Origin of the sequence: Aquaspirillum serpens DSM 68, assembly GCF_000420525.1 — a bacterium.
Lineage (GTDB): Bacteria > Pseudomonadota > Gammaproteobacteria > Burkholderiales > Aquaspirillaceae > Aquaspirillum > Aquaspirillum serpens.
In genome coordinates this window covers 1-21,617 of record NZ_ATVC01000009.1, presented here as the reverse complement: position 1 = coordinate 21,617, position 21,617 = coordinate 1, and the positions used below count along the sequence as shown (strand labels likewise).

15 protein-coding genes are annotated in these 21,617 nt (G+C 50.9%); 4 read left to right on the top strand and 11 right to left on the bottom strand.

Features of this window, described 5'->3' with window-relative positions; all coding sequences use genetic code 11:
- Positions 1 to 67: 67 nt before the first annotated feature.
- Genes G465_RS0103265 through mfd form a run of 3 tightly spaced genes read right to left on the bottom strand, consistent with a single transcriptional unit; the run spans position 68 to position 4,896 of the window.
- Positions 68 to 907, bottom strand: coding sequence for a 2OG-Fe(II) oxygenase (locus G465_RS0103265; protein ID WP_022653056.1), 840 nt, complete (start codon positions 905 to 907; stop codon positions 68 to 70).
- Between the two features lie 57 nt (positions 908 to 964).
- On the bottom strand, positions 965 to 1,483 hold the full coding sequence (locus G465_RS13260) for a metal-dependent hydrolase (RefSeq protein WP_052165366.1): 519 nt from the start codon (positions 1,481 to 1,483) through the stop codon (positions 965 to 967).
- A gap of 2 nt (positions 1,484 to 1,485) precedes the next feature.
- Positions 1,486 to 4,896 carry a transcription-repair coupling factor gene (gene mfd, locus G465_RS0103255; protein ID WP_022653055.1) on the bottom strand — a complete coding sequence of 1,137 codons (3,411 nt, stop codon included), beginning with the start codon at positions 4,894 to 4,896 and terminating at the stop codon, positions 1,486 to 1,488.
- 286 nt (positions 4,897 to 5,182) lie between these two features.
- Between mfd and G465_RS13255 the strand changes: the two genes are divergently transcribed.
- Together G465_RS13255 and G465_RS0103245 are read left to right on the top strand one after the other, a co-directional pair.
- Positions 5,183 to 7,702: a sensor domain-containing protein gene (locus tag G465_RS13255; protein ID WP_022653054.1), complete on the top strand. Its 2,520-nt coding sequence runs from the start codon at positions 5,183 to 5,185 to the stop codon at positions 7,700 to 7,702.
- A 117-nt stretch (positions 7,703 to 7,819) separates the two neighbouring features.
- Positions 7,820 to 8,365 (top strand): RelA/SpoT-related domain-containing protein, encoded by a 546-nt coding sequence (locus G465_RS0103245; protein ID WP_022653053.1) that lies wholly within the window; start codon positions 7,820 to 7,822, stop codon positions 8,363 to 8,365.
- Between the two features lie 73 nt (positions 8,366 to 8,438).
- On the opposite strand, the gene G465_RS0103240 is transcribed toward G465_RS0103245, so the two are convergent.
- From G465_RS0103240 to leuC, 6 genes are all read right to left on the bottom strand, one after another.
- Entirely contained in the window at positions 8,439 to 10,568 is a 2,130-nt protein-coding gene (locus G465_RS0103240; protein ID WP_155846480.1) for a motility hub landmark protein FimV, read from the bottom strand.
- Between the two features lie 118 nt (positions 10,569 to 10,686).
- Positions 10,687 to 11,652: an Asd/ArgC dimerization domain-containing protein gene (locus G465_RS0103235; protein WP_022653051.1), complete on the bottom strand. Its 966-nt coding sequence runs from the start codon at positions 11,650 to 11,652 to the stop codon at positions 10,687 to 10,689.
- 194 nt (positions 11,653 to 11,846) lie between these two features.
- Positions 11,847 to 12,962 carry an aspartate-semialdehyde dehydrogenase gene (gene asd, locus G465_RS0103230; protein WP_022653050.1) on the bottom strand — a complete coding sequence of 372 codons (1,116 nt, stop codon included), beginning with the start codon at positions 12,960 to 12,962 and terminating at the stop codon, positions 11,847 to 11,849.
- A gap of 53 nt (positions 12,963 to 13,015) precedes the next feature.
- On the bottom strand, positions 13,016 to 14,077 hold the full coding sequence (gene leuB / locus G465_RS0103225) for a 3-isopropylmalate dehydrogenase (protein ID WP_022653049.1): 1,062 nt from the start codon (positions 14,075 to 14,077) through the stop codon (positions 13,016 to 13,018).
- Positions 14,078 to 14,106: 29 nt separating this feature from the next.
- Positions 14,107 to 14,745, bottom strand: a complete 639-nt coding sequence (gene leuD, locus G465_RS0103220) for a 3-isopropylmalate dehydratase small subunit (RefSeq protein WP_022653048.1) — start codon at positions 14,743 to 14,745, stop codon at positions 14,107 to 14,109.
- Between the two features lie 11 nt (positions 14,746 to 14,756).
- On the bottom strand, positions 14,757 to 16,178 hold the full coding sequence (gene leuC / locus G465_RS0103215) for a 3-isopropylmalate dehydratase large subunit (protein WP_027405123.1): 1,422 nt from the start codon (positions 16,176 to 16,178) through the stop codon (positions 14,757 to 14,759).
- Between the two features lie 169 nt (positions 16,179 to 16,347).
- Here leuC and G465_RS0103210 point away from each other — a divergent pair, with 169 nt between their 5' ends.
- Together G465_RS0103210 and murB are read left to right on the top strand one after the other, a co-directional pair.
- Positions 16,348 to 17,775 (top strand): MATE family efflux transporter, encoded by a 1,428-nt coding sequence (locus G465_RS0103210; protein ID WP_308417101.1) that lies wholly within the window; start codon positions 16,348 to 16,350, stop codon positions 17,773 to 17,775.
- Between the two features lie 2 nt (positions 17,776 to 17,777).
- Positions 17,778 to 18,788, top strand: a complete 1,011-nt coding sequence (gene murB, locus G465_RS0103205) for a UDP-N-acetylmuramate dehydrogenase (protein ID WP_245556742.1) — start codon at positions 17,778 to 17,780, stop codon at positions 18,786 to 18,788.
- On the opposite strand, the gene G465_RS0103200 is transcribed toward murB, so the two are convergent.
- Both G465_RS0103200 and G465_RS13250 read right to left on the bottom strand, forming a co-directional pair.
- On the bottom strand, positions 18,785 to 19,231 hold the full coding sequence (locus tag G465_RS0103200) for a c-type cytochrome (protein ID WP_027405120.1): 447 nt from the start codon (positions 19,229 to 19,231) through the stop codon (positions 18,785 to 18,787). The genes murB and G465_RS0103200 overlap by 4 nt on opposite strands.
- A 98-nt stretch (positions 19,232 to 19,329) precedes the next feature.
- Positions 19,330 to 21,099 (bottom strand): DEAD/DEAH box helicase, encoded by a 1,770-nt coding sequence (locus G465_RS13250; protein ID WP_022653045.1) that lies wholly within the window; start codon positions 21,097 to 21,099, stop codon positions 19,330 to 19,332.
- Positions 21,100 to 21,617: the final 518 nt, after the last annotated feature.

Genomic DNA, 21,617 nt, shown 5'->3' with positions numbered 1-21,617 from the left:
TTACCACGATTGGCCCAGACCTCAGGCCAAAATCGCTGTAGTGGATTGGTGATAACGGCGAATGGGATTAGATATAAGGTCGCTGGCGAAGCCATTTGGTGGCGATGTATTTCACGCCAGCCCGTACCGGCGCGCCAGCATGCAGCGCGCGCCGGTCGGAACGCCCTTGCTCATCGACATTACTAAAATACAAAGCACGTCCAGTACGAGGGCGCACCGATAAACCTAGCTCGGGAAACTCGGTGGCGCCGCCTTCGTCCACTTCATTGAGATATAACACCAAGGTAGCAACACGTTGCCCGCCATGCCCTAAACGCGCAGCAATCGCGGGGTTATTAACATCAAACCAATCATAATGCGCCTTGTATTCCCCCCCCGGGGTATAGCGCAATACTTGAATCCCCTCGCCATGTTCCACCGGCCAATCGACCAATGCCGCCAAGCGCTGTTCAATTGTCGCCAACAATGGGCTTTCTCCCCGCTGAAAACCAGCACCATCGCTGCGGCGTTCTGGATGTAAGATCGGTTGACCATCATCTCCCACCACGGTAGCACGGGTTAATTTACGCTCACCCGCACTAATCAACTCACGGCATTCGTCTGCCGTCAACACATTGTCGAAGACAATCACTTCGGGACTTTTTAGATGTAGGGCAATTTGAATTTCATGCCCTGCAATCGATACGCTATTGCCATTCACCACCGGCTTCGGTGCAATCAAAGTATTGATATCACTGCTGGCAGCGTGGAGGGGCGCTTCGGCGGCGGCGAATAACTTGACGATAATGGCGTGATCGAGCCCTCCTTTTTCTTTCATATCACGCCATAGATCGGCTGCAAGGCAACCCCGTTGCAAATTATGGCGCAGCCAGTCTAGCCATTGTTGGTACGGTAATAATTCATTCATGTGAACTGTCACTTTCAGCGGGCCCGCGCCGCATTATCCATTCTGACATCGTATCTTTTAACTGAACAACTGCACCAGCCAATCGAAAAAGGGACGACATTGATGCCCACCACACACCACCCACACGGCAGTAAAGCCCATCAACATCCCCACCACCACCTTCTCACCGACACCCCCCGTTACCACGGTGACTGGCGAGCGAAAGCGTTGCCGCCAAGGCCATAACAGGGGGATGCCGGAAGGGGTCACAAAATCGGCAGCCAAGTGCGATAAATAGCCCAAAGCCAACCCTGTTGCCCAGCCCGGCGGCGTGTTGAGGTAATACAATAAGAACCACAGCCCAACAATGATAATAAGCAAGGAATGCGTAAAACCACGATGGCCAAACAGCTTGGAGATAGGCACGGAAAGAATCTTCACCCGCCGCCCCAAAGTGGAGTGCGGGTGATCGATATCCGGCAACATACACCCGATCAGCACCGCCAAAATATCCAGCGACTCCAAACCAATCCATCCTGCTTTCACACTGACAATCGCAGTCAGTGCACCCACAGTTAAATGCGAAGAAAACTGCATCGTTAAGCAACCAATTCACGCAATAATTCTTTTAATCTCACCACCCGCATAGCGACATCAGGCAGCGCCACTTCCACTTTTAACTTGTCCTGTCCCAACAATTTGTAATGCCGTTTACTTTGTATAAGCTGGATAATCTTGATCGGCTCAACCGTGGTGGTTTTATCAAAAATCAATGTCATCCCTTCTGCCGTTGCCACACATTTTTTAATCCCGATCGCGTGGGCAAGCAAGCGCAAGCGATGACTGTCGAGCAAGGTTTTCACCGGCGAGGGTAACAAACCAAAACGGTCGATCAATTCTTCTTGTAGCTGATCAATCTCTTGTTCAGCATCGGCACACGCCATCCGCTTATACAACACCAAGCGTTCGTGGACATCAGGACAATAATCCTCTGGCAATAAGGCCGGTGCAGCCAAGTGAATTTCAGTGTGAATACCCAAAGGTTGGTCAAGATCGGGTTCTTTACCTTGTTGTAAAGCACGCACTGCTTGTTTCAGCATATCGGTATATAAGCTAAAACCCACCTCTTGCATTTCGCCCGACTGTCCCTCGCCTAACACCTCGCCTGCACCACGAATTTCTAAATCGTGCATCGCCAACGCAAAGCCCGCCCCCAAGTCCTCCATCGCCTGAATCGCCTCCAAACGCTTTTGGGCATCGCGGGTTAGGTGATCGGGGGTGAGCAAATAGGCGTAGGCCTGATGGTGAGAACGGCCAACACGCCCGCGTAATTGATGCAGCTGAGCCAAGCCAAATTTATCAGCGCGGTGAATAAGAATCGTATTGGCATTCGGAATATCAATCCCTGTTTCAATGATGGTTGAACACAACAGCACATTAAAACGCTGCTGGGTAAAATCGCGCATCACCTGTTCCAACTCGCGCTCACGCATTTGACCGTGGGCAATTTCTATCCGCGCCTCGGGAAGTAGCTCAACCAAACGCTGCCGCATATTGTCGATGCTATCGACCTCGTTGTAGAGGAAAAACACCTGACCGCCGCGTTTTAACTCACGCAACACCGCCTCCCGAATCACCCCAGGTGCGGTTGGACTGACAAAGGTTTTCACTGCCAACCGGCGGTTGGGCGCGGTGGCAATCACGGAAAAGTCGCGCAACCCTTCTAAGCTCATGGCCAAGGTGCGCGGAATAGGCGTGGCCGTTAGCGTCAGAACATCAACGTCAGTCCGTAGGCGTTTCAGTTGTTCTTTATGGCGAACCCCAAAACGGTGTTCCTCATCAATAATCACCAATCCCAAACGAGCAAAGTCAACATCAGGCTGTAACAAGCGGTGGGTACCAATCACAATATCCACCGTTCCTTCTTTGATGCCAGCCAGCGCCGTTTTCAGTTCTTTGGCACTGCGAAAACGCGATAATTCGGCAATTTTGACCGGCCAATCGGCGAAGCGGTCGCTGAAATTTTGATAATGCTGTTCTGCCAATAACGTGGTGGGGACCAATACGGCCACCTGCTTACCCCCCATCACCGCGACAAAAGCCGCCCGCAAAGCCACTTCGGTTTTACCAAAACCCACATCACCGCACACCAAACGATCCATCGGTTTACCCGAGGTCATATCGCTTAACACGGCTTGAATAGCGGCGGCTTGATCGGCGGTTTCTTCAAAACCAAAACTCTCGGCAAACGCGTCATAGTCATGGCTATCCAACGCAAAGGCATGGCCGCGCCGCGCTGCGCGTTGGGCATATAAGTTGAGCAATTCAGCCGCAGTATCCCGAACTTTTTCGGCAGCACGCTTACGCGCTTTTTCCCATTGTGTTGAACCCAAGCGAGTCAAAGCGATTTTGTCGCTGGCCATGCCGGCATAACGGGAAATGCAATTTAAGTGCGACACAGGGACATAGAGCTTGGCACCATCGGCATATTCCAACACCATCAACTCGCTTGGCCCATCGCCTAAATCCATGCTGACCAGTCCTTGGTATAAACCAATGCCGTGTTCTTCATGTACCACCGGATCACCAGCGCGAATTTCGGCTAAATCGCGCAACACCGTATCAGGATTATGGCTTTTGCGACGCCGGCGACTGAGGCTGCTGCGTTGGTGTTGATAGAGTTCAAATTCGGTGACAAAGGCAATATGGTTTTCATGGTCAATAAAACCGCTGGTCAGTTGTCCTGCCACCAAGATCAAACCGGCGGCGTGCGTCATCGCGGCAGCGACATCATCGACCCATGCCGCTTGCCAGCCATAATCACGCAAAAACTGATTTAAGGTTTCACGGCGACCGACGCTCTCGGCCACTAAACACACCCGACCAGTAAACTGTTGGGTAAATTGTTCGAGCAGCGCAAAGGGGGTGTCGCTGCGGCGTTGGATATGCAAGGGCGGCAAAGGGGCAAGGGTGGGTTGCCATTCACCTTCTTGTGGCAAGCGCCAGCAAGGATAGGCTTTCAAGGCCGCCATCAAAGCATCCGGACGCAGATAGAGTGCATCAGGTGGCAATCCGGGGCGAGCAGGGTCGCTACCAATCATGTTGTAGCGCGATACGATGTCTTGCCATGCCTGTTCTGCGGCAGGCAGGGTGTGATGGTGTAGGACACACGCGGCTTGTGGACTGAGATAATCGAAAATTGTGGCGGTTTGTTCAAAGAATAATGGTAACCAGTATTCAATCCCTGCCGGCAATATCCCATTAGAGACATCTTTATACAAACGACAACGCGAGGGATCCCCCTCAAATTGTTCACGCCAACGACTGCGAAAAGCCGTAATTGCCGCCTCATCAGACGGAAACTCACGCGCGGGCAACAGTTGAATCTGGGTGACCTGATCGAGGGTACGCTGGCTATCGACATCAAATGTCCGCAAGCCATCGATTTCATCGTCCATCAAATCAATCCGATACGGCAAACTGGCCCCCATCGGAAACAGGTCGATAAGCCCACCACGAATCGAAAACTCGCCGGGAGCATATACCTGTGTCACATGCTGATACCCCGCCAACACCAAATCAGCCCGCAAGCGCTCGGTATCCAGTCGTTGTTTTTCCGACAGCATAAAACTGCGCCCAGCCAGATAGTCCAACGGCGCTAAGCGTTGCATAGCGGTGGCTACCGGCAACAGCAACACATCAACCTGTCCTTGGCGCAACCGCCACAAGGTCGCCAACCGTTCACTGACCAAATCGGCATGGGGTGAAAAATGATCGTAGGGCAACGTTTCCCAATCAGGGAAAACTGCCACACGTAAATCTGGGGCAAAAAAGCTGATTTCCTCTGCCAGCCGCGTACTATCACGCGCCTGCTCAGTTAACACCAATAACGGCTGTTTTGCTAAAGCAGCCAACTGTGTCAGACAACGACTATCCGCACCAGCTGGGAAAAAAGGCAGGGTTTGTTTTTCGCCACGACGAGGGAGAGAGAGCAAGCGCAGAGCAGACATAAATCAGCAAATGTTAAAAATAAAGAAGGGATTATAACGGTCATCGCTTTATTGCTGCATTGCAACTAAAGCTAAAAATTAAATTTCTCTATTTCACAAATCAGGTTTTCGTTTTACATTGCAGACTTTCGTTATGCGACTTATTTTGTTTTGGATGTTTAATGCTAATCGGATGCAACAAAAACTGCGTCAAACTGACGCATCAGTGTTGCGATCGGGTGTTAGAGTACTATCCATCACTGACTATTTGTTGTTAGCCAAACCAGACGTTTGAGGGGAGACATGAATGGCGTGGCTTATGCCGTTCTTGCTGTTATTGAGCTTGGCGCTTAGCGCAGCGTGTATCTATTTGCTTCACCGCCTTCGGCAGTTGGAGCGCATACGCTATCGTTTTAACAGTGTATTGCAACACAGCCCCAATCCAGTTTTTGTCAAAGATATTGCTGGCCGTTACTTACATGTCAGCCATAGTTTTGCAGAATTGCTAAATAAAAAAGAAAATGAGTTAATTGGCAAAGAAGCTTTAGATTGTCTACCAGAAAATCAAGGTTTTGAAGAATTACAAAAACTTGATGACATCATTTTTCGTACTGGACAGCCCTGCCATATCGAGACACAGTTGAATCATGGTGTAGATCAACGTTTTATTCTTGCCACAAAATTTCCGCTCTACTCTGCTGATGGCATTCTCAATGCCATCGGTTGTATTGCGACAGATATCACCGCTCAGCGTGAGAATGAATTACGCCTTAACGAAGCCGAGGAACAATATCGCGCCCTCGCTGAACAAAAATTGGTTGGTGTGTTTATCCAGCAAGACAACGAAATTGTCTATATCAATCAACGACTCGCTGATTTGATGGACTACAGTATCGACGAGCTGTTAGGGAAGTCGCTTGATGAATGTCTGATCGACAGTGAAATCGAACGAATTCGTCAACAAGCAGCATACCGCATCGAAAATCAAGTCGAACACCACCGTTTTATCACCACATTGCGCTGCCGTGATAACCGCCCGTTGCCGGTCGAAATTCACAGCCGATTGTTTGACTATCATGGGCAATCTGCCTTTATCAGTGTGGTTCTCGACATCTCCGAGCGGCTGGCGACTGAGACCAAGCTAAAACTGGCTTCTACTGTGTTTGATAATTCGTCGGAAGGGATTTTGCTCACCGACCACGAGGCCAGAATTATTGCCGTCAATGCCGCTTTTTCGCGCATCACAGGCTATAGCGAAGCTGAAGCCGTCGGCAGGCGCTCACGAATGTTCCGTGTTGACCACATGGGTCATGCAGTGAATGCTCAGATGATGCGGGCGTTGGATGAATGTGGTTTATGGCAAGGCGAATTTCTCGACCGGCGTAAAGATGGCGACCTATATCCGGTGTGGCTGTCGATTAGCGCAGTCAGCGATGACACTGGTGCAGTTCAGCATTATGTCTGTGTATTTTCTGACATCACTAAGCGCAAAGTCGCTGAAGACAGGCTACAGTTCCTCGCCAGCCACGACCCGCTGACTCGACTACCCAATCGGGTCAACTTTATCGAAAGACTCACTAAAGCTGTCGATCATGCACGCGAGAATAACAGCCAGCTGGCCGTGATGTTTATCGACCTCGACCGTTTTAAGCTGATCAATGATTCCTTTGGTCATCCGGCAGGGGACGATTTACTGCGCGTGATTTCCGCACGACTGAAATATGCGGTGGGGAATGAGGCTTTTCTGGGACGTTTTGATGGTGATGAATTTACGGTGATTTTCGAGGGGGATTGCCACAAAGACGCCATCACCGCGATAGCGGATCGTTTACTGACCGAGTTAGCACAGCCATTAAAGTTAGAAGAACATGAGCTATTTGTAACCGGCTCTATCGGCATTGCCATCTTCCCAAGCGATGGGAATGATGCCATGTCGTTACTGAAAAATGCAGATACGGCCATGTATCGCGCAAAAGAAGCAGGCAAAAATACGTATGAGTTTTTTGCCGCTACCATGAATGAACAAGCTTTTGAACGCTTGCTCATGGAAAATGGTTTGCGTTTGGCATTAGAGCGGCAAGAGTTCCGTTTGGTGTATCAACCACAGGTGAATCCGTTTACCGATAAAGTTCAAGCAGTTGAGGCGTTGTTACGCTGGTATAACCCAGAAATTGGGATGGTATCACCCGCTCAATTTATCCCGATTGCCGAGGAATCTGGCCTCATCCGCCCAATTGGTGAATGGGTGATGGCAGAAGCCTGCCGACAGTTGGCACGTTGGGATGCCGAGGGAGTGGAGGTGCCTCGCGTGGCAGTTAACCTATCACCAAGGCAATTTATGGACAGCCGCTTGTTAGAGAAAGTGGTCACTGCATTTACAGCAGCAGGTATTTCACCACAGCGCTTAGAGTTGGAAGTGACAGAATCAACCTTGATGCAAGATCCTGCGGAGGCAATTCAGGTATTAAACCAGCTAAAATCGTTGGGGGTGATGCTGGCCATTGACGATTTTGGTACCGGTTATTCTTCTCTGTCGAACTTGAAGCGGTTTCCTTTGGATTGTCTGAAAATCGACCGTTCTTTTATCGAAGGGATCCCAGACGATGGCGATAATGTGGCAATTACTGAAGCAATTATGGCGATGGCGAAGAAACTGCGCTTGTTTGTCGTAGCCGAAGGTGTCGAAACCAGCGAACAAAGGCTGTTCTTGAAACGCTGTGGCTGTGAGTTAATTCAGGGCTATTTCTACAGCAAACCCCTGCCGCCGGAGCAACTGGCACACTTTATCGGTGAACGTGAACAAAATGTTGTGCTGAATATCGACTAATCATCCTAGAACTCGCGCCAACTTTTGGCGGTAATCTCGTGTCAGTTGGATTGGTAAAATTATCCCGAAAACATATCTATCCATACTTATTGATTTATTATTTAACATCGAGAATCCTTGTGGATAAAATCAATCAGTGAAATCAATCGCTTACATTATCAGTTTTCAAATGATTATTTTGAAACCGGTAAGATTGAAAAAATCAACCTCTCCAGAACTATCACACATGTCCCCACACCTCATATCTACCGCTACCGCCTCACCCTGCACGAGAGCATTAACGATTACCTGATGACAGAAAACATTGACATCAGATACTTTTACCGCATGAAAACCCGTGAAAGCATTGATGACAAGATCGAACGCTTTTCCAACCGCGAAGATCAATACCCTGTTAACAACTGGCTCAATGATATTTTTGGCGCACGTATCATCTTGACTATCGATGAAATCAATGCCGCGATGGCTTTACTGGATGATTGGCAGGATGAGTTAAATCTAAAAAACTGGTATTTGCGCAATAAAGCGGGGTATCGTGGTTTGCACGTATATTTCAAAAACAAAAACAACTTTTACTTTCCGTGGGAACTGCAAATCTGGGATACTGCGGATATGCAAAACAATATCGATAACCACCAAAAATTTAAAAGAAGTTTTTTGTAATCTTGCGCTGGAACCAAGCTAATAGGGCAGACCAACGGGTCTGCCCTAATGCTTTTTGCTGAATCGGGAAGAATTACAACGTATCCATCAATGCTCGGGCTTCTGCCTTACGAGCATCATCCCCTTCGGCAAGCACTTCTTCCAGAATTTCCCGCGCGCCTTCACTGTCTCCCATTTCGATATAGACGCGAGCTAGATCAAGTTTGGTACTAATTGGATCACCAATATCCAAATCATCTGGCTCTTGCTGCGCTTTATCTTCGGGTGTCGTTAAGCTGAGGCTGTCTTCATCCTTCACCGGTGGCGGTGGGGGAGGCGGTTCGGCCAAGATATCATCGATGGCAAAATCAAAATCGAGGATTGGGTTTTCCACCTCGGGCTTAGGCGACTCGGCCACCGGCTCAGGCGCAGGTTCCGGTTCAACCACCACATCATCCGGAATCACTGCCGGTTCAGGCTCAGGCTCGGGTGCAGGGGTTGGTACTGGCGTGCCCGATAAGTCTTCGGCAAACATCGCCATCATGGCATCAATTTCTGCGTCTTCAGCCGTTGGCGTCAGTGCTGGTGGTGGAACGGCCTCGGTTAATACCGCTGGTGTGGGCACCACTTCTTCTAAATCATTCAACAAGGCTTCCATTTCCAGCTCAGGAATCGCGTCAGCTGGACTAGGTGCGGGTGGAATTGCGGCACTGACAGGCGGAGGGACAGCTTGACCAGGGATGGCCAGCATATCGAAATCTTCTGTGAACTCTAACAACGCGCCAGGTGGCGGTGTTGGCGCAGCAGCAGGCGGTGCCTCTGGTTCAGGGACAATGGCTTCTAACAACGGCTCGACCACGATTTGAGACATTTCAGGTGGCTCGGGTTCAACTGCCACCGGCTCAGGTAAAGGTTCTGGTTCTGGCTCGATTACCGGCTCAGGTGGTAATGGTGGTGCTGTAGCAATCACTTCATCAACAGCCGCTAATTCTTCCGTTTTTTCCTCTTGCCGACGCCGCCAGTAGAACAATCCACCTAACACGGCGGCTAAACCCGCTGCACCACCTGCCGCCCACGGCCAAATGGGTTCTTCTTCAGCTTCTGGAGCCGCCGCTTTTTCAGTAGAGGCGGGTTTGCTGGCTGCCGGCACCGGTTTATCTGCGGCAGGAGCTTGAGCTGGATCGGGTTTACCTTCACTGCGATTTTGCTGTTCAGCTAGCGCCTTATTTTTCAGCTCTAACAAGGCTTTCATATCGCTGACGTTTTTTTCCAGCTCTTTGATACGATCATTCGCCTCGTCTATCGCCTTATCTCGCGCAACCAATTCTTCTTCTAAAACTTGTACTTTTTTCTGTGCATTGGCTAAGGCTTTCTCATCGGCACGAGATAAGCGCAACACATCACGCCCCGCTTCAGCACTCGGCGCCGCCGTTTCAGGCGTTTGCGCCACAATACGGCCTTTAGTGGTATCTGGTGCGCGCTGTTGTCCGGTTTGTTGCGATGCCATATCCGCCACACGACCACGATAAGCGCGCCAGTTAGCGACCTGCGCTTGCACTTCACGATGTGCTTCAGCAGGCGGCGTTTTAGCCAATTCATTTTTCGGTGGCACTTTTAAGGTTTTGCCAGCAATAACAATATTCATATTGCCAGCAAAAGCGCGCGGGTTGGTTTCGTATAACCCGACCATCACCTGTTCCAAACTCACGCCACTTGGCTTAACTTTACTGGCAATACCAGACAGGGTATCGCCAGTGCGCACGGGGTAGGTTTTACCATTAGCCAACGGGCCGACGGTATCATCTTTAGCGGTGGCTTTTTCGGGAGGGGTGGCAGGGCCACCGATAAGGCCAGTGAGCGCTTGTGAACGGGTTTTCCCTGCGGTTTCAATATCGAGCAACACCGACACATAAGCACTGCGAGCAGGCGTCGGCGAGGCCAAACGCACCACCGCTTTACCATCGGTTTTTTTCTCTACGGAAATCACTGCATCACGGAGAAATTCGGGATAGGGCAGGCGGTTACGTTTAAATTGATCAGCCGAGGCAATACGAATTTTTAAGTCGTTGGCTGCAACATCGCTCACTTCTAATTCAGCCCGAAATGGCTGACCCAAGCCAGAAGTAATCCGCAAGGCACCCAGCTCGGCAGCCATAGCCGGTGCGGCAGACAGCAATAAAGAAGTCGCCAGCACATTTCGTCGGAAAGTCGGGGAAAAGTTCACAGCCCACCTTTTTCTTATTGCGTAGAATGTTTTAGGGTCTTGAGTAGCCACGCTACCCAAGCCGTAAACTGACACAGGCTATTCAAGTGTGTCGTGATTTTACGGGCGTCGCAATATTTTACTGTCCTGTCGCCAGCAGTTCTAGCACAGGTTTTGCAACCGCAACCCGCACATTATCGGCACATAACCAGAAATTCAACAGCGATTTTTGCGTTTCTGCGCGATTGACACGAGCAATAGTCAACCTATCTTGGCCTGTTACCGACATGGGGTTCGCATCAACCAAGGCCTCATCTGCCAACACCACACAGCCAGCAGCCCGCCACCATTCGCATACGGTTTCGATATCCAACGGCATGTCTGTTTCTATTTCCACGTTTAAGGTATGGCCAAAAAACACCGGCACCCGATGACGGCGCACCGTTACGCTGTCTTCAGTCAACAGCAACAGTTGTGCCAACTGCTGTTGTGCTTGGTCTTGCTCTGTTTGTGACAGCGGCAGAATATTAAACGCCATTCGTTGCGGAAAAATATCGTTAATCAATGGTTGTTGATTAAACAAAGCGGTGGTTTGCGAGGCCAGCTCTTCAATGCCCGCCTGACCATAATCTGACACCGCCTCCATACTGACTGCTGCGACACGACGCAGGCGGGTATGTTGTTGAATCGGCAACAACGCTTGTGCCAACACACTCACCACCGGCAAAGGCAATGCCACAGCAGTGCTTGCTGTGGTTTTGTGTAAGGCACGCACCGCCTGAGGCCAGCAATTCGCCACGTCATCGACTGCCAACACTACCAATAGCCCCAGCTGCTGTAATTCACGTGCCAAGTCGCTGTCGTGAGCCACTGCCGCATGGCAGATCACCACCGCTTGCACTTGCGTAAAATCGAAATCGTGATAATCACCAACCGTCAATTCGTGGTGGCCGAAATAGACCGATTCACCGGCCAAATCAGCCAAATCTAACGCATGGACATTTGCCAGCGGCCAACTGGCGCTAGCGAGTAAATCACAAATCGCACTACCCACTACCGTGGTAGCACCAATGATTGCAACTGCAGAAGAAACCGTATGAGACATAGCAAGTCCTAAACAATACATAAAACAACGTGAAAATTTGTTGCAAAAACAACACTCTTTAGACGAATAAAGGCGAATTTAATTGCAAAACAGTAAGTCAAACATCAGCCAACACATTCACTAAAAAGGGCATCGCAGATGATGCCCTTACCGATGCAGTATGGGAGCATTTATCGCCCCCATACGGCGTCAGATTACTTTTCTAACACAATGCGCAACATGCGACGCAGTGGTTCAGCCGCGCCCCACAACAGTTGATCACCGCAGGTAAAGGCGCTGATATATTCACCACCCATACCGAGTTTGCGGATACGACCCACCGGCACAGTCAAAGTCCCAGTCACTGCCGCAGGCGTCAATTCTTTCATCGACACTTCGCGTTGGTTTGGCACCACTTTCACCCAATCGTTGGCTTTGGCTAACAAAGCTTCGATTTCAGCAACTGGCAAGTCTTGTTTCAACTTGATGGTTAACGCTTGGCTGTGGCAACGCATCGCGCCAATCCGCACGCACAGGCCATCAATCACGATAGGATTGGCTGCACGACCCAAGATTTTATTGGTCTCAACGCCGCCTTTCCATTCTTCCTTCGATTGACCATTGCCCAAATCTTTGTCAATCCAAGGAATCAAGCTACCTGCCAACGGCACACCGAAGTATTCAGTTGGATTGGCATCAGAGCGAATAAACTCGGCCACTTTGCGATCGATGTCGAGAATCGCGCTGTTTTTGTCGGCCAATTCCGCAGCGACAGCGGCATTCACTGCGCCCATGCCTTTCAGCAATTCGCGCATATTGTTAGCGCCAGCGCCCGAAGCTGCTTGGTAGGTCATCGATGTTGCCCACTCAACCAGATCGTTCTGGAACAGACCACCCAGCGCCATCAACATCAGGCTAACGGTGCAGTTACCGCCCACAAAGGTCTTGCCGCCTTTAGCGAGAGAATCTTTGATCACATTCATATTGACTGGATCTAAGATAATGACGGCTTCGTCTTCCATCCGTAACGCGCTGGCGGCATCAATCCAATAGCCATCCCAACCAGTGGCACGCAGCGGGGCATACACTTCGTTGGTGTAATCGCCACCTTGGCAGGTGATAATCACATCACATGCTTTGAGCTCATCAAGGTTTTTCGCATCTTTCAGCGCGGGTGCAGTTTTGCCGCCAAAGCTCGGCGCAGCGCCACCAGGGTTAGAAGTGGTGAAATAAATGGGCTCGATATGAGCGAAATCGTTTTCTTCTACCATGCGCTGCATCAGCACCGAACCCACCATCCCGCGCCAGCCAACTAAACCGACTTTTAACATCATTTATCCTTTATTTATCTATTCAAAAATTGACTTTGAACCAGCCACACGGCTTACAGTGCTGCCAATACCGCATCGCCCATTTCACGGGTACCGACGCGCTTGGTGCCCGGCTCGTAAATATCACCGGTACGCAGACCTTGTGCTAACACTGCCTTGACGGCGTTTTCAACACGCTGTGCCGCTTGTTCCTGATTAAAGGTGTAACGCAGCATCATCGCAGCAGAGAGAATCGTTGCTAGTGGATTTGCCACCCCTTTGCCAGCGATGTCGGGTGCCGAACCGTGAGAAGGCTCATACAAGCCTTTGTTATTGGCGTCGAGCGATGCCGAAGGCAACATCCCAATCGAACCGGTTAACATCGAGGCTTCATCTGACAAAATATCGCCGAACATATTGCCAGTAACCATGACGTCGAACTGTTTTGGTGCTTTCACCAACTGCATAGCGGCGTTATCCACCAACATATGAGTCAATTCGACTTCCGGATATTCCGGAGCCAATTCGGTCATCACATCGCGCCATAATTGGGTGGTTTCCAACACATTCATTTTGTCCACCGAGCACACCCGCTTGTTGCGCTTCATCGCCGCTTCAAATGCCACTCGGCCAATACGGCGGATTTCGCTTTCGGTGTAGTGCATGGTATTGAAACCAAAGCGTTCACCGTCGCGCACTTCCACGCCACGCGGTTGGCCGAAATAAATATCACCGGTCAATTCACGCACGATTAAAATATCCAAACCGGCAACAACTTCAGGCTTGAGGGTGGAAGCATTCGCCAGTTCAGGATACAAAATCGCAGGGCGCAAATTCGCAAACAGGTTCAAGTCTTTACGAATCGCCAACAAACCACGTTCTGGACGGAGCGGACGATCGAGGGTGTCGTATTGAGGCCCACCAACCGCCCCCAATAAAATGGCATCCGCTTCACGGGCCAATTTTTGCGTCACTTCGGGATAAGGCTGACCATATTGGTCATACGCTGCCCCACCCAAAGGCGCTTCTTCCATTTCAATCGGCAAACCGTCACTACGCAGGGCGTCTAACACCCGCTTGGCTTGTTCAATAATTTCTGGGCCAATCCCATCACCCGGTAAAACAGCAATTTTCATGAGCAGTATGCTTTCGTTGAATCAGCCAGTTAGGCGAATAACCAAGGTTGTTGCTGACGTCGCACTTCTTCATAGCGACGAATTTCTTCAGCATGGGCCAAAGTCAAACCAATTTCATCTAAACCATTTAATAAGCAATGTTTGCGATGTTCGGTGATGTCGAACGCGAACGAGGTACCGCCGGGAGTGGTGACGGTTTGTTGCGCCAAATCGACGGTGAGGGTATAGCCGTCTTGGGCTTCACATTCACGGAATAGCTGATCGACTGCTTCGGCTGCTAAGACAATCGGCAACAAACCGTTTTTGTAACAGTTGTTAAAGAAAATATCGGCAAAGCTTGGCGCAATCACCACGCGGAAACCGTAGTCTTCTAATGCCCAAGGCGCATGTTCACGGCTCGAACCACAACCAAAGTTTTCGCGGGCTAACAAGACTTGCGCGCCCTGATAGCGTGGGAAATTCAACACAAAGTCAGGATTGCGTGGTCGTTGGCTGCAATCTTGGCCGGGTTCACCGTGGTCGAGATAACGCCATTCATCAAACAAATTCGGGCCAAAGCCAGAGCGTTTGATCGATTTCAAAAACTGTTTTGGGATAATGGCATCGGTATCGACGTTAGCGCGGTCGAGTGGGCAGACAAGGCCATTGAGTTGCGTAAACGCTTTCATAGTGTTTTCTCTCAGAACTGGCGGATATCAACAAAGTGGCCACTGATGGCGGCGGCGGCAGCCATCGCAGGGCTAACCAAGTGGGTACGTCCACCTTGACCTTGACGGCCTTCGAAGTTGCGGTTGGAGGTCGAAGCACAGCGTTCACCCGGTTCGAGACGGTCGGCGTTCATCGCCAAACACATCGAACACCCTGGCTCCCGCCACTCAAAACCCGCAGCCAAGAACAGATGATGCAAACCTTCTTGTTCTGCTTGGGCTTTGACATTGCCCGACCCCGGCACCACCAACACCTGTTTCACCGAAGGCGATTTTTGTCGGCCTTGAATCACCGCCGCTGCGGCACGCAAGTCTTCAATCCGAGAATTGGTACAGGATCCAATAAACACCTTATCGACAGCAATCTCGGTAATCGGGGTATTGGCCTGCAAACCCATATAGTTCAAAGCGCGCTCGATACTGCCCTTTTTCACCGGATCGGCTTCTAAAGCCGGATCAGGCACACGGCCATCGACCCCAATCACCATTTCAGGCGAGGTGCCCCAAGTGACCTGAGGCACAATCTCGGCAGCAGGCAGTTCCACTACGGTGTCGAATTGTGCGCCTTCATCAGAATGCAAGGTATTCCAGTAGGCAACAGCAGCATCCCATACCTCTGCTTTCGGGGCAAAGGGGCGGCCTTTGACGTATTCGATGGTTTTCTCATCCACTGCCACCATGCCAGCACGCGCACCGGCTTCGATCGCCATATTACACAGCGTCATCCGGCCTTCCATCGACAAACTACGAATGGCCGAACCAGCAAATTCAATTGCATACCCCGTACCACCGGCGGTACCGATTTTACCGATGATGGCCAAGGCGACATCTTTCGCCGTCACGCCAGCGCCTAAATCACCCTCGACACTGACTAACATCGATTTCGATTTTTTCGCTACTAGCGTTTGTGTCGCTAACACATGCTCGACTTCCGAGGTACCGATACCATGTGCTAAGCAGGCAAAGGCGCCGTGAGTTGAAGTATGGCTATCACCACACACCACGGTCATTCCCGGCAGGGTTGCGCCTTGTTCAGGCCCGACCACATGCACGATCCCTTGGTTGATATTCTTGAAAGGGAAATACGCTAACGCGCCCACTTCGCGAATGTTAGCATCCAAGGTTTCCACTTGTTGCCGTGAAATGGGATCATCAATCGCTGCCGTACCTTCCGCTTTGTCCCAATCTGTGGTTGGGGTGTTGTGGTCGGCAGTGGCGACGATGGAAGAAATTCGCCACGGTTGGCGGCCAGCCAATTTCAAACCTTCAAAGGCTTGTGGGCTGGTCACTTCGTGTACCAAGTGACGATCGATATATAACAGCACAGTGCCATCGGCTTCTTCGCGGATGACATGACTGTTCCAAAGCTTGTCGTAAAGGGTGTAGGCCATGATAGGGGATGCTTCTGTCAATATTCTCCGAATCGCAGATTATTGCATGAGCCAGTGCGCTGCACCAGACTGCACCCCTATCGAGCATTGACCATTGCAGGCGGACGGCGTACATTGCTTGGCAGATTTTCACTCACCCAACACCCGCTTATCTTTGCTGAAGCGGGTTTTTTTGTTACGGCTTATGGTTGCTGATTTATTTCAACGTTCGGCAAGTTTGCGTGAAATGCGGGCCTTGCTGGCCTTAGCATTACCGATGATGGTGGCGCAAATTGCCCAAGTCGCCACCGGTTTTGTCGATACCGTCATGGCTGGGCGCGTCGGCACGGCTGATTTGGCAGCGGTGTCGCTCGGTTCAAGCATTTTAATCACCGTCACCATCACCTTTGCCGGTTTATTGATGGCCTTAAATCCTATTATCGCCCACCACTTCGGCGCCCAAGAACACCAACGCATTGGTAGCAGCTTTCGGCAAGGTCTGTGGATGGGTTTGGCACTTGGCATGATCGGTTTATTGTTGACCTTGGGGTTAGCCTATACCGTCCCTGATATGCTGGGGGTTGAAAGCCAAGTCGCAGAACAAACCAAAATCTATCTGATTGGTGCGGCACTCGGTGTGCCGGGATTTCTATTATTTCGGGTGTTCCATGCCACTTCCTCCAGCCTCAACCACACCAAACCGATTATGGTGGTCAGTGTTTTAGCGTTGATTTTGAATGTACCTCTGAATTATTTCTTTATTCACGGCTGGTTTGGCCTACCAGCCCTCGGCGGCGCCGGTTGTGGCTGGGCCACGGGACTGGTGTTTTGGTTTTCTGCGTTGGTTCTCGGTGGGTATGTAGCGTGGGCAGCACCTTATCGCGGTTTTAAGCTGTTTCAGCACATTGAATGGCCCGATCTTGCCCAACAGCGCAATATCGTTCACCTTGGGGCGCCAATTGCGTTGTCGTTCTTTCTCGAAGTCAGTGCCTTTAGCTTTGTCGCGCTATTTGTGGCACAACTCGGTACCGTCGTCGTTGCCAGCCACCAAGTGGTGATCAATGTCTCTAGTCTGTTGTATATGATCCCGCAAAGCCTTGGCACCGCGTTGAGTGTTCGTGTCGGGCAGGCGATTGGTGCCGGCGACTATCAAGCCGCCCGCTTTAAAAGTCGGGTGGGGGTGTTAGCGGGGCTGTTATTGGCCTTGTTCACCGCCTTGCTGATTTTGTTGGGACGTGAAGGTATTGCTCGTGGTTATAGCCCCGATCCACAGGTGATTAAATTAGCCAGTGCCTTGCTTTTGTTTGCCGCTTTATTTCAAATTGTCGATGCCACACAAACCATTGCCTCCGGCGCCCTGCGTGGTTATAAGATCACCACCATTCCGATGGTGATTCATGCCGTGTCATTTTGGGGCGTGGGACTGGGCATGGGGGTGTGGTTTGGCTTATATCTGCCCCCGATGGCTTCACTCGGCCTCGACGGGCCATTGGGCGCGCATGGTTTTTGGTTAGCCCTAACCATTAGCCTCACCCTCGCCGCCATTTTATTAGTGTCTTACTTAAACCATATCAGTCGCCAGCGTTTACACCGCCAGCGCTCCACCACTGCCCATCAATGACCATGTTAACGCCGATTTTTGATGCTGATTTACAGCCTTACAACAGCTTTGGTTTTGCCTCACGCGCAGCGCGTTTGCTCACCCTAACGCAAGCGGAACAACTTCCTGCCTTGCTTGCCGATCATGACTTTCGTCACGGCCCACGTTGGATTTTAGGCGAGGGCAGTAATGTGTTACTTCCCCCTTATTTGGCCGGTACCGTTGTGTTGATGTCTCTCAAAGGCATTGAACTGCTCAGTGAGGACGATCAGCAGGTGAAGATTCGCGTCGCAGCGGGGGAAAATTGGCATGAGTTTGTGCAATATTGTCTAGCTCAAGGGTGGTATGGTCTTGAGAACCTGAGTCTCATCCCTGGTACTGTCGGTGCCGCACCGATACAGAACATCGGTGCCTATGGTGTGGAAGTCGGGCAATGGATTGAGACAGTCGAATTTATCGACTTAGACAACGCACAAACCCATCGTCTATCGGCTGCGGCGTGTGAGTTTGCCTACCGCGACAGCGTATTTAAACGGCAATGGCGACACCGTGCCTTGATTACTGCTGTGGAATTTCAGCTGCCTAAACACCCACAACCGCGCTATGACTACGGCGACCTTAAGCAAGTTCTACAGGAATTAGGAACAATCACACCGCAGGCCGTCGCGCAGGCGGTGATAACAGTGCGCCAAAGTAAGCTACCCGACCCAAAACAGTTGGGCAATGCTGGCAGTTTCTTTAAAAATCCGCTGGTGGATGATGCCACCTTACAGCGTTTAATCACCGCACATCCCACCCTCGCCCACCACGGTAATAAATTAGCCGCAGGTTGGTTAATTGATCACGCTGGTTTAAAAGGCTATCGGCAAGGGCCAGTCGGGGTGCATGAAAAACAAGCGTTGGTGTTGGTCAACTACGGCGGCGGCAGTGCGGCAGATATCATGGCGCTGGCCGAGCATGTGCAGCACACCGTCGCCACATACTATGGCGTGCTGCTAGAACGTGAACCCGATGTGATGGGCAATGTGGTTTAAGGCAAAACTTTGCTACGGAAGCTGTCGTGACAGGATTTACAGCTTTGTGCCACTTCGCCATAGCGTGCCCGCAAGGTTGCTAAATCGGCTTGTGTGGTGCTCGCTTGGTGCAACGCTTTCACTCGCGAAGAAAACAGCTGTTGTTCTGCCTGAAAATCAGCCGCCCGAGTCCAAATCTCGGCTTTTGCACGCGTTTTACCGCGATCTGAGCCGGGGGGAAAATATTGCCACGGGGTGTTGTGGCTATTGAGCAGCGCCAGCGCCTGTTGTTGGAAAGGCTGTGCTTGATAGGGCTTTGCCCCACGAATCATCATCCCCATCGGTTCAAACGCCCGCAGGATTTTTTTAAATTCAGCTTGCCGCGTCGCCACCGGATCGTTGGCCCAAGTTAAAGGGGCCAATAAGGTACTCGTCAGCAACACCACTACCGTTTTTTTCCACATGACAAACTATCCTGAATAAACAACAACGGCCCTTAAACAAGTTAAGAGCCGTCGTAAGACATTGAATGGCCATTGTTTAAGGCAATGGCAACATTCGATTATACCGTGTCGCGGAAGTTCCGGCGTTGACCGCCACCACCAAAGCTACGTGGTGCGCGGCTATCATGGCCTTGACGTTGACCACCGCCGCTGCTGGAGAAACGACCGCCTTCACTACGATGGCTGCTGCCTTCGTTGCGATGACCGTGAGCTTCACGATGACCAGAGAAACCGCTGCGGTTGCCACCGTTACCAAAACCGCCATGATGTTGACCATCGAAACCACCACGGCCTTGACCGTATTCACGACGGCCACTGTTGTTGCCGTCTTCGGTACGACGAGCACCGCCGCCAAAACTACGTTCTTGACCAAAGCTGCGTTCGGTTGTGTTGCGTTCACCACTATAGCTACGGCCTTCGCCGCGTGGAGCACGCGCTACATCACCCGCAAAGCCTTGGCTGTCGCGTGAGCGTTTCCAGTCGCCATCACCACCGCGTGGGGCACGATCTTGGCTGCCAGAAAAGCCACGGCTTTGACCTTTGCTAAAGCCGCTGCCTTGACGCTTACCAAAACCACCACCGCCACCACCTGGTTTACCACCGCGACCAGCGGCAGCAGGGGCAGGACGGAAACGGGCTTCTAAGCCGTTGACTTGCAATTCTTCTAAGCGTTGGCCGATGAAACGCTCGATGCGTTTTAATGGACCGACGTCGATACGACCGACTAAGGAAATCGCCACCCCTTTCGCACCAGCACGACCGGTACGACCAATACGGTGAACGTAATCTTCAGCAAATTTTGGCAAGTCGAAGTTAAAGACATGGCTGATACCAGCAATATCCAAACCACGTGCAGCGACATCAGTTGCAACTAAGATGTCGCAGTGGCCACGTTTTAAGCTATCAACGGTACGTTGACGGTCGCGTTGGCGCATATCGCCATGCAATGCCGCCGCACGGATACCGCTAGCATCTAATTCATTTGCCAGTTGGTCACAATCGCGTTTTGTCGCGGTGAAAACAATCGCTTGACGCACTTCATCGCTTTGCAAGAAATGGTCTAACAATTTGCGTTTGTGTTCTAAACCGTCGGTGTAGCACAGTTTTTGTTCAATATTTTCGTGGCGTTCAGTACGCGCAGCAATTTCAATCGTGGCAGGATCACGCAGCAAATGAGCAGCGAAATCGTTCACGGTGTTGTTCATGGTAGCGGTAAAGAACACGGTTTGACGTTCTTTTGGCAGTTGTTCTGCAATCGCCAATACGTCATCGGAGAAGCCCATGTCTAACATGCGGTCGGCTTCGTCGAGAACGAAAGTATCTAAGCGGCGGAAATCAACCACACGCGCTTCGATCAGGTCTAACAAACGACCTGGGGTTGCCACTAACACTTCGACTGGACGCGATAAGGCTTCACGTTGAGCGCGGAAAGGCATACCACCGGTCACACACAGGGTGAAGACACGGTTCATTTCACGCGAGAACATGCGGGAAGCGTCAGAGACTTGCTGTGCCAATTCACGAGTTGGGGTCAACACCAAGATACGGGGACCACGACCTTGGCCACGCACATTTTCGCTTAAGCGATGCAGTGCAGGCAACATAAAGGCAGCAGTTTTACCGGTACCGGTTTGAGCAGAGGCGATCAAATCTTTACCTTGCAACAGGTGAGGAATCGCTTGAACTTGAATTGGCGTTGGGGTTGTCAGGTTGTTTTTGGTCAGTGCAGCAACGATACGTGCTTCAAGACCCAATTCGGCAAAGGAAGGTACAGCGGAATCAGCTTGGGAGGAGGCAATAGTTTCTACTTCGGTCGAAAAATCGGACACAAGATTTCCTTAAAAGGGCAATAAGTCAAGTGGGCGCCCAGCGCCAAGCACGGCGTCATGCTGAACTTAGACAATACGGTCAGCGCACTCGAACATAACGTGGAGTGACAGCTAATCAACCGGAGGGTCGTCTACAGGTTCCAAAAGACGGTCGGCAAATACATCGATGCCAACCAAAATGCCGAATCAAGAGAAAATCGACGGGGGGCCAGATATCGATGAAGCGTTGCAATAACGCAAGCTGAGCAAAACGAACACGCATTATTACCGACTTTCGGACAAAAGGCAAATAGAAAATATCATTAGGACAAATATTTATTTTTGTTTTGCAATTTTTTTACCAATTTCTAGGGGAAAAAACCACTGCCATTTTTTAAGCACAGCCCAATTGACATCCTCCCCGCCCTAAAGAGCGGGGATTCCTACGGCGCTTTGGTCTAGACACAGGCCAAAGTCGCTTCGGTGGGTTCCTGCTGCTGGCGGCATTACGGCACCACTCACTTCACAGGCGAACTGGG

What these genes read in the sequence shown, in the direction of transcription:
- G465_RS0103265 (WP_022653056.1), bottom strand. Translation starts at nt 907, where the DNA reads ATGAATGAATTATTACCGTACCAACAATGGCTAGACTGGCTGCGCCAT.
- G465_RS13260 (WP_052165366.1), bottom strand. Translation starts at nt 1,483, where the DNA reads ATGCAGTTTTCTTCGCATTTAACTGTGGGTGCACTGACTGCGATTGTC.
- mfd (WP_022653055.1), bottom strand. Translation starts at nt 4,896, where the DNA reads ATGTCTGCTCTGCGCTTGCTCTCTCTCCCTCGTCGTGGCGAAAAACAA.
- G465_RS13255 (WP_022653054.1), top strand. Translation starts at nt 5,183, where the DNA reads ATGGCGTGGCTTATGCCGTTCTTGCTGTTATTGAGCTTGGCGCTTAGC.
- G465_RS0103235 (WP_022653051.1), bottom strand. Translation starts at nt 11,652, where the DNA reads ATGTCTCATACGGTTTCTTCTGCAGTTGCAATCATTGGTGCTACCACG.
- asd (WP_022653050.1), bottom strand. Translation starts at nt 12,962, where the DNA reads ATGTTAAAAGTCGGTTTAGTTGGCTGGCGCGGGATGGTGGGTTCGGTG.
- leuB (WP_022653049.1), bottom strand. Translation starts at nt 14,077, where the DNA reads ATGAAAATTGCTGTTTTACCGGGTGATGGGATTGGCCCAGAAATTATT.
- leuD (WP_022653048.1), bottom strand. Translation starts at nt 14,745, where the DNA reads ATGAAAGCGTTTACGCAACTCAATGGCCTTGTCTGCCCACTCGACCGC.
- murB (WP_245556742.1), top strand. Translation starts at nt 17,778, where the DNA reads ATGTTAACGCCGATTTTTGATGCTGATTTACAGCCTTACAACAGCTTT.
- G465_RS0103200 (WP_027405120.1), bottom strand. Translation starts at nt 19,231, where the DNA reads ATGTGGAAAAAAACGGTAGTGGTGTTGCTGACGAGTACCTTATTGGCC.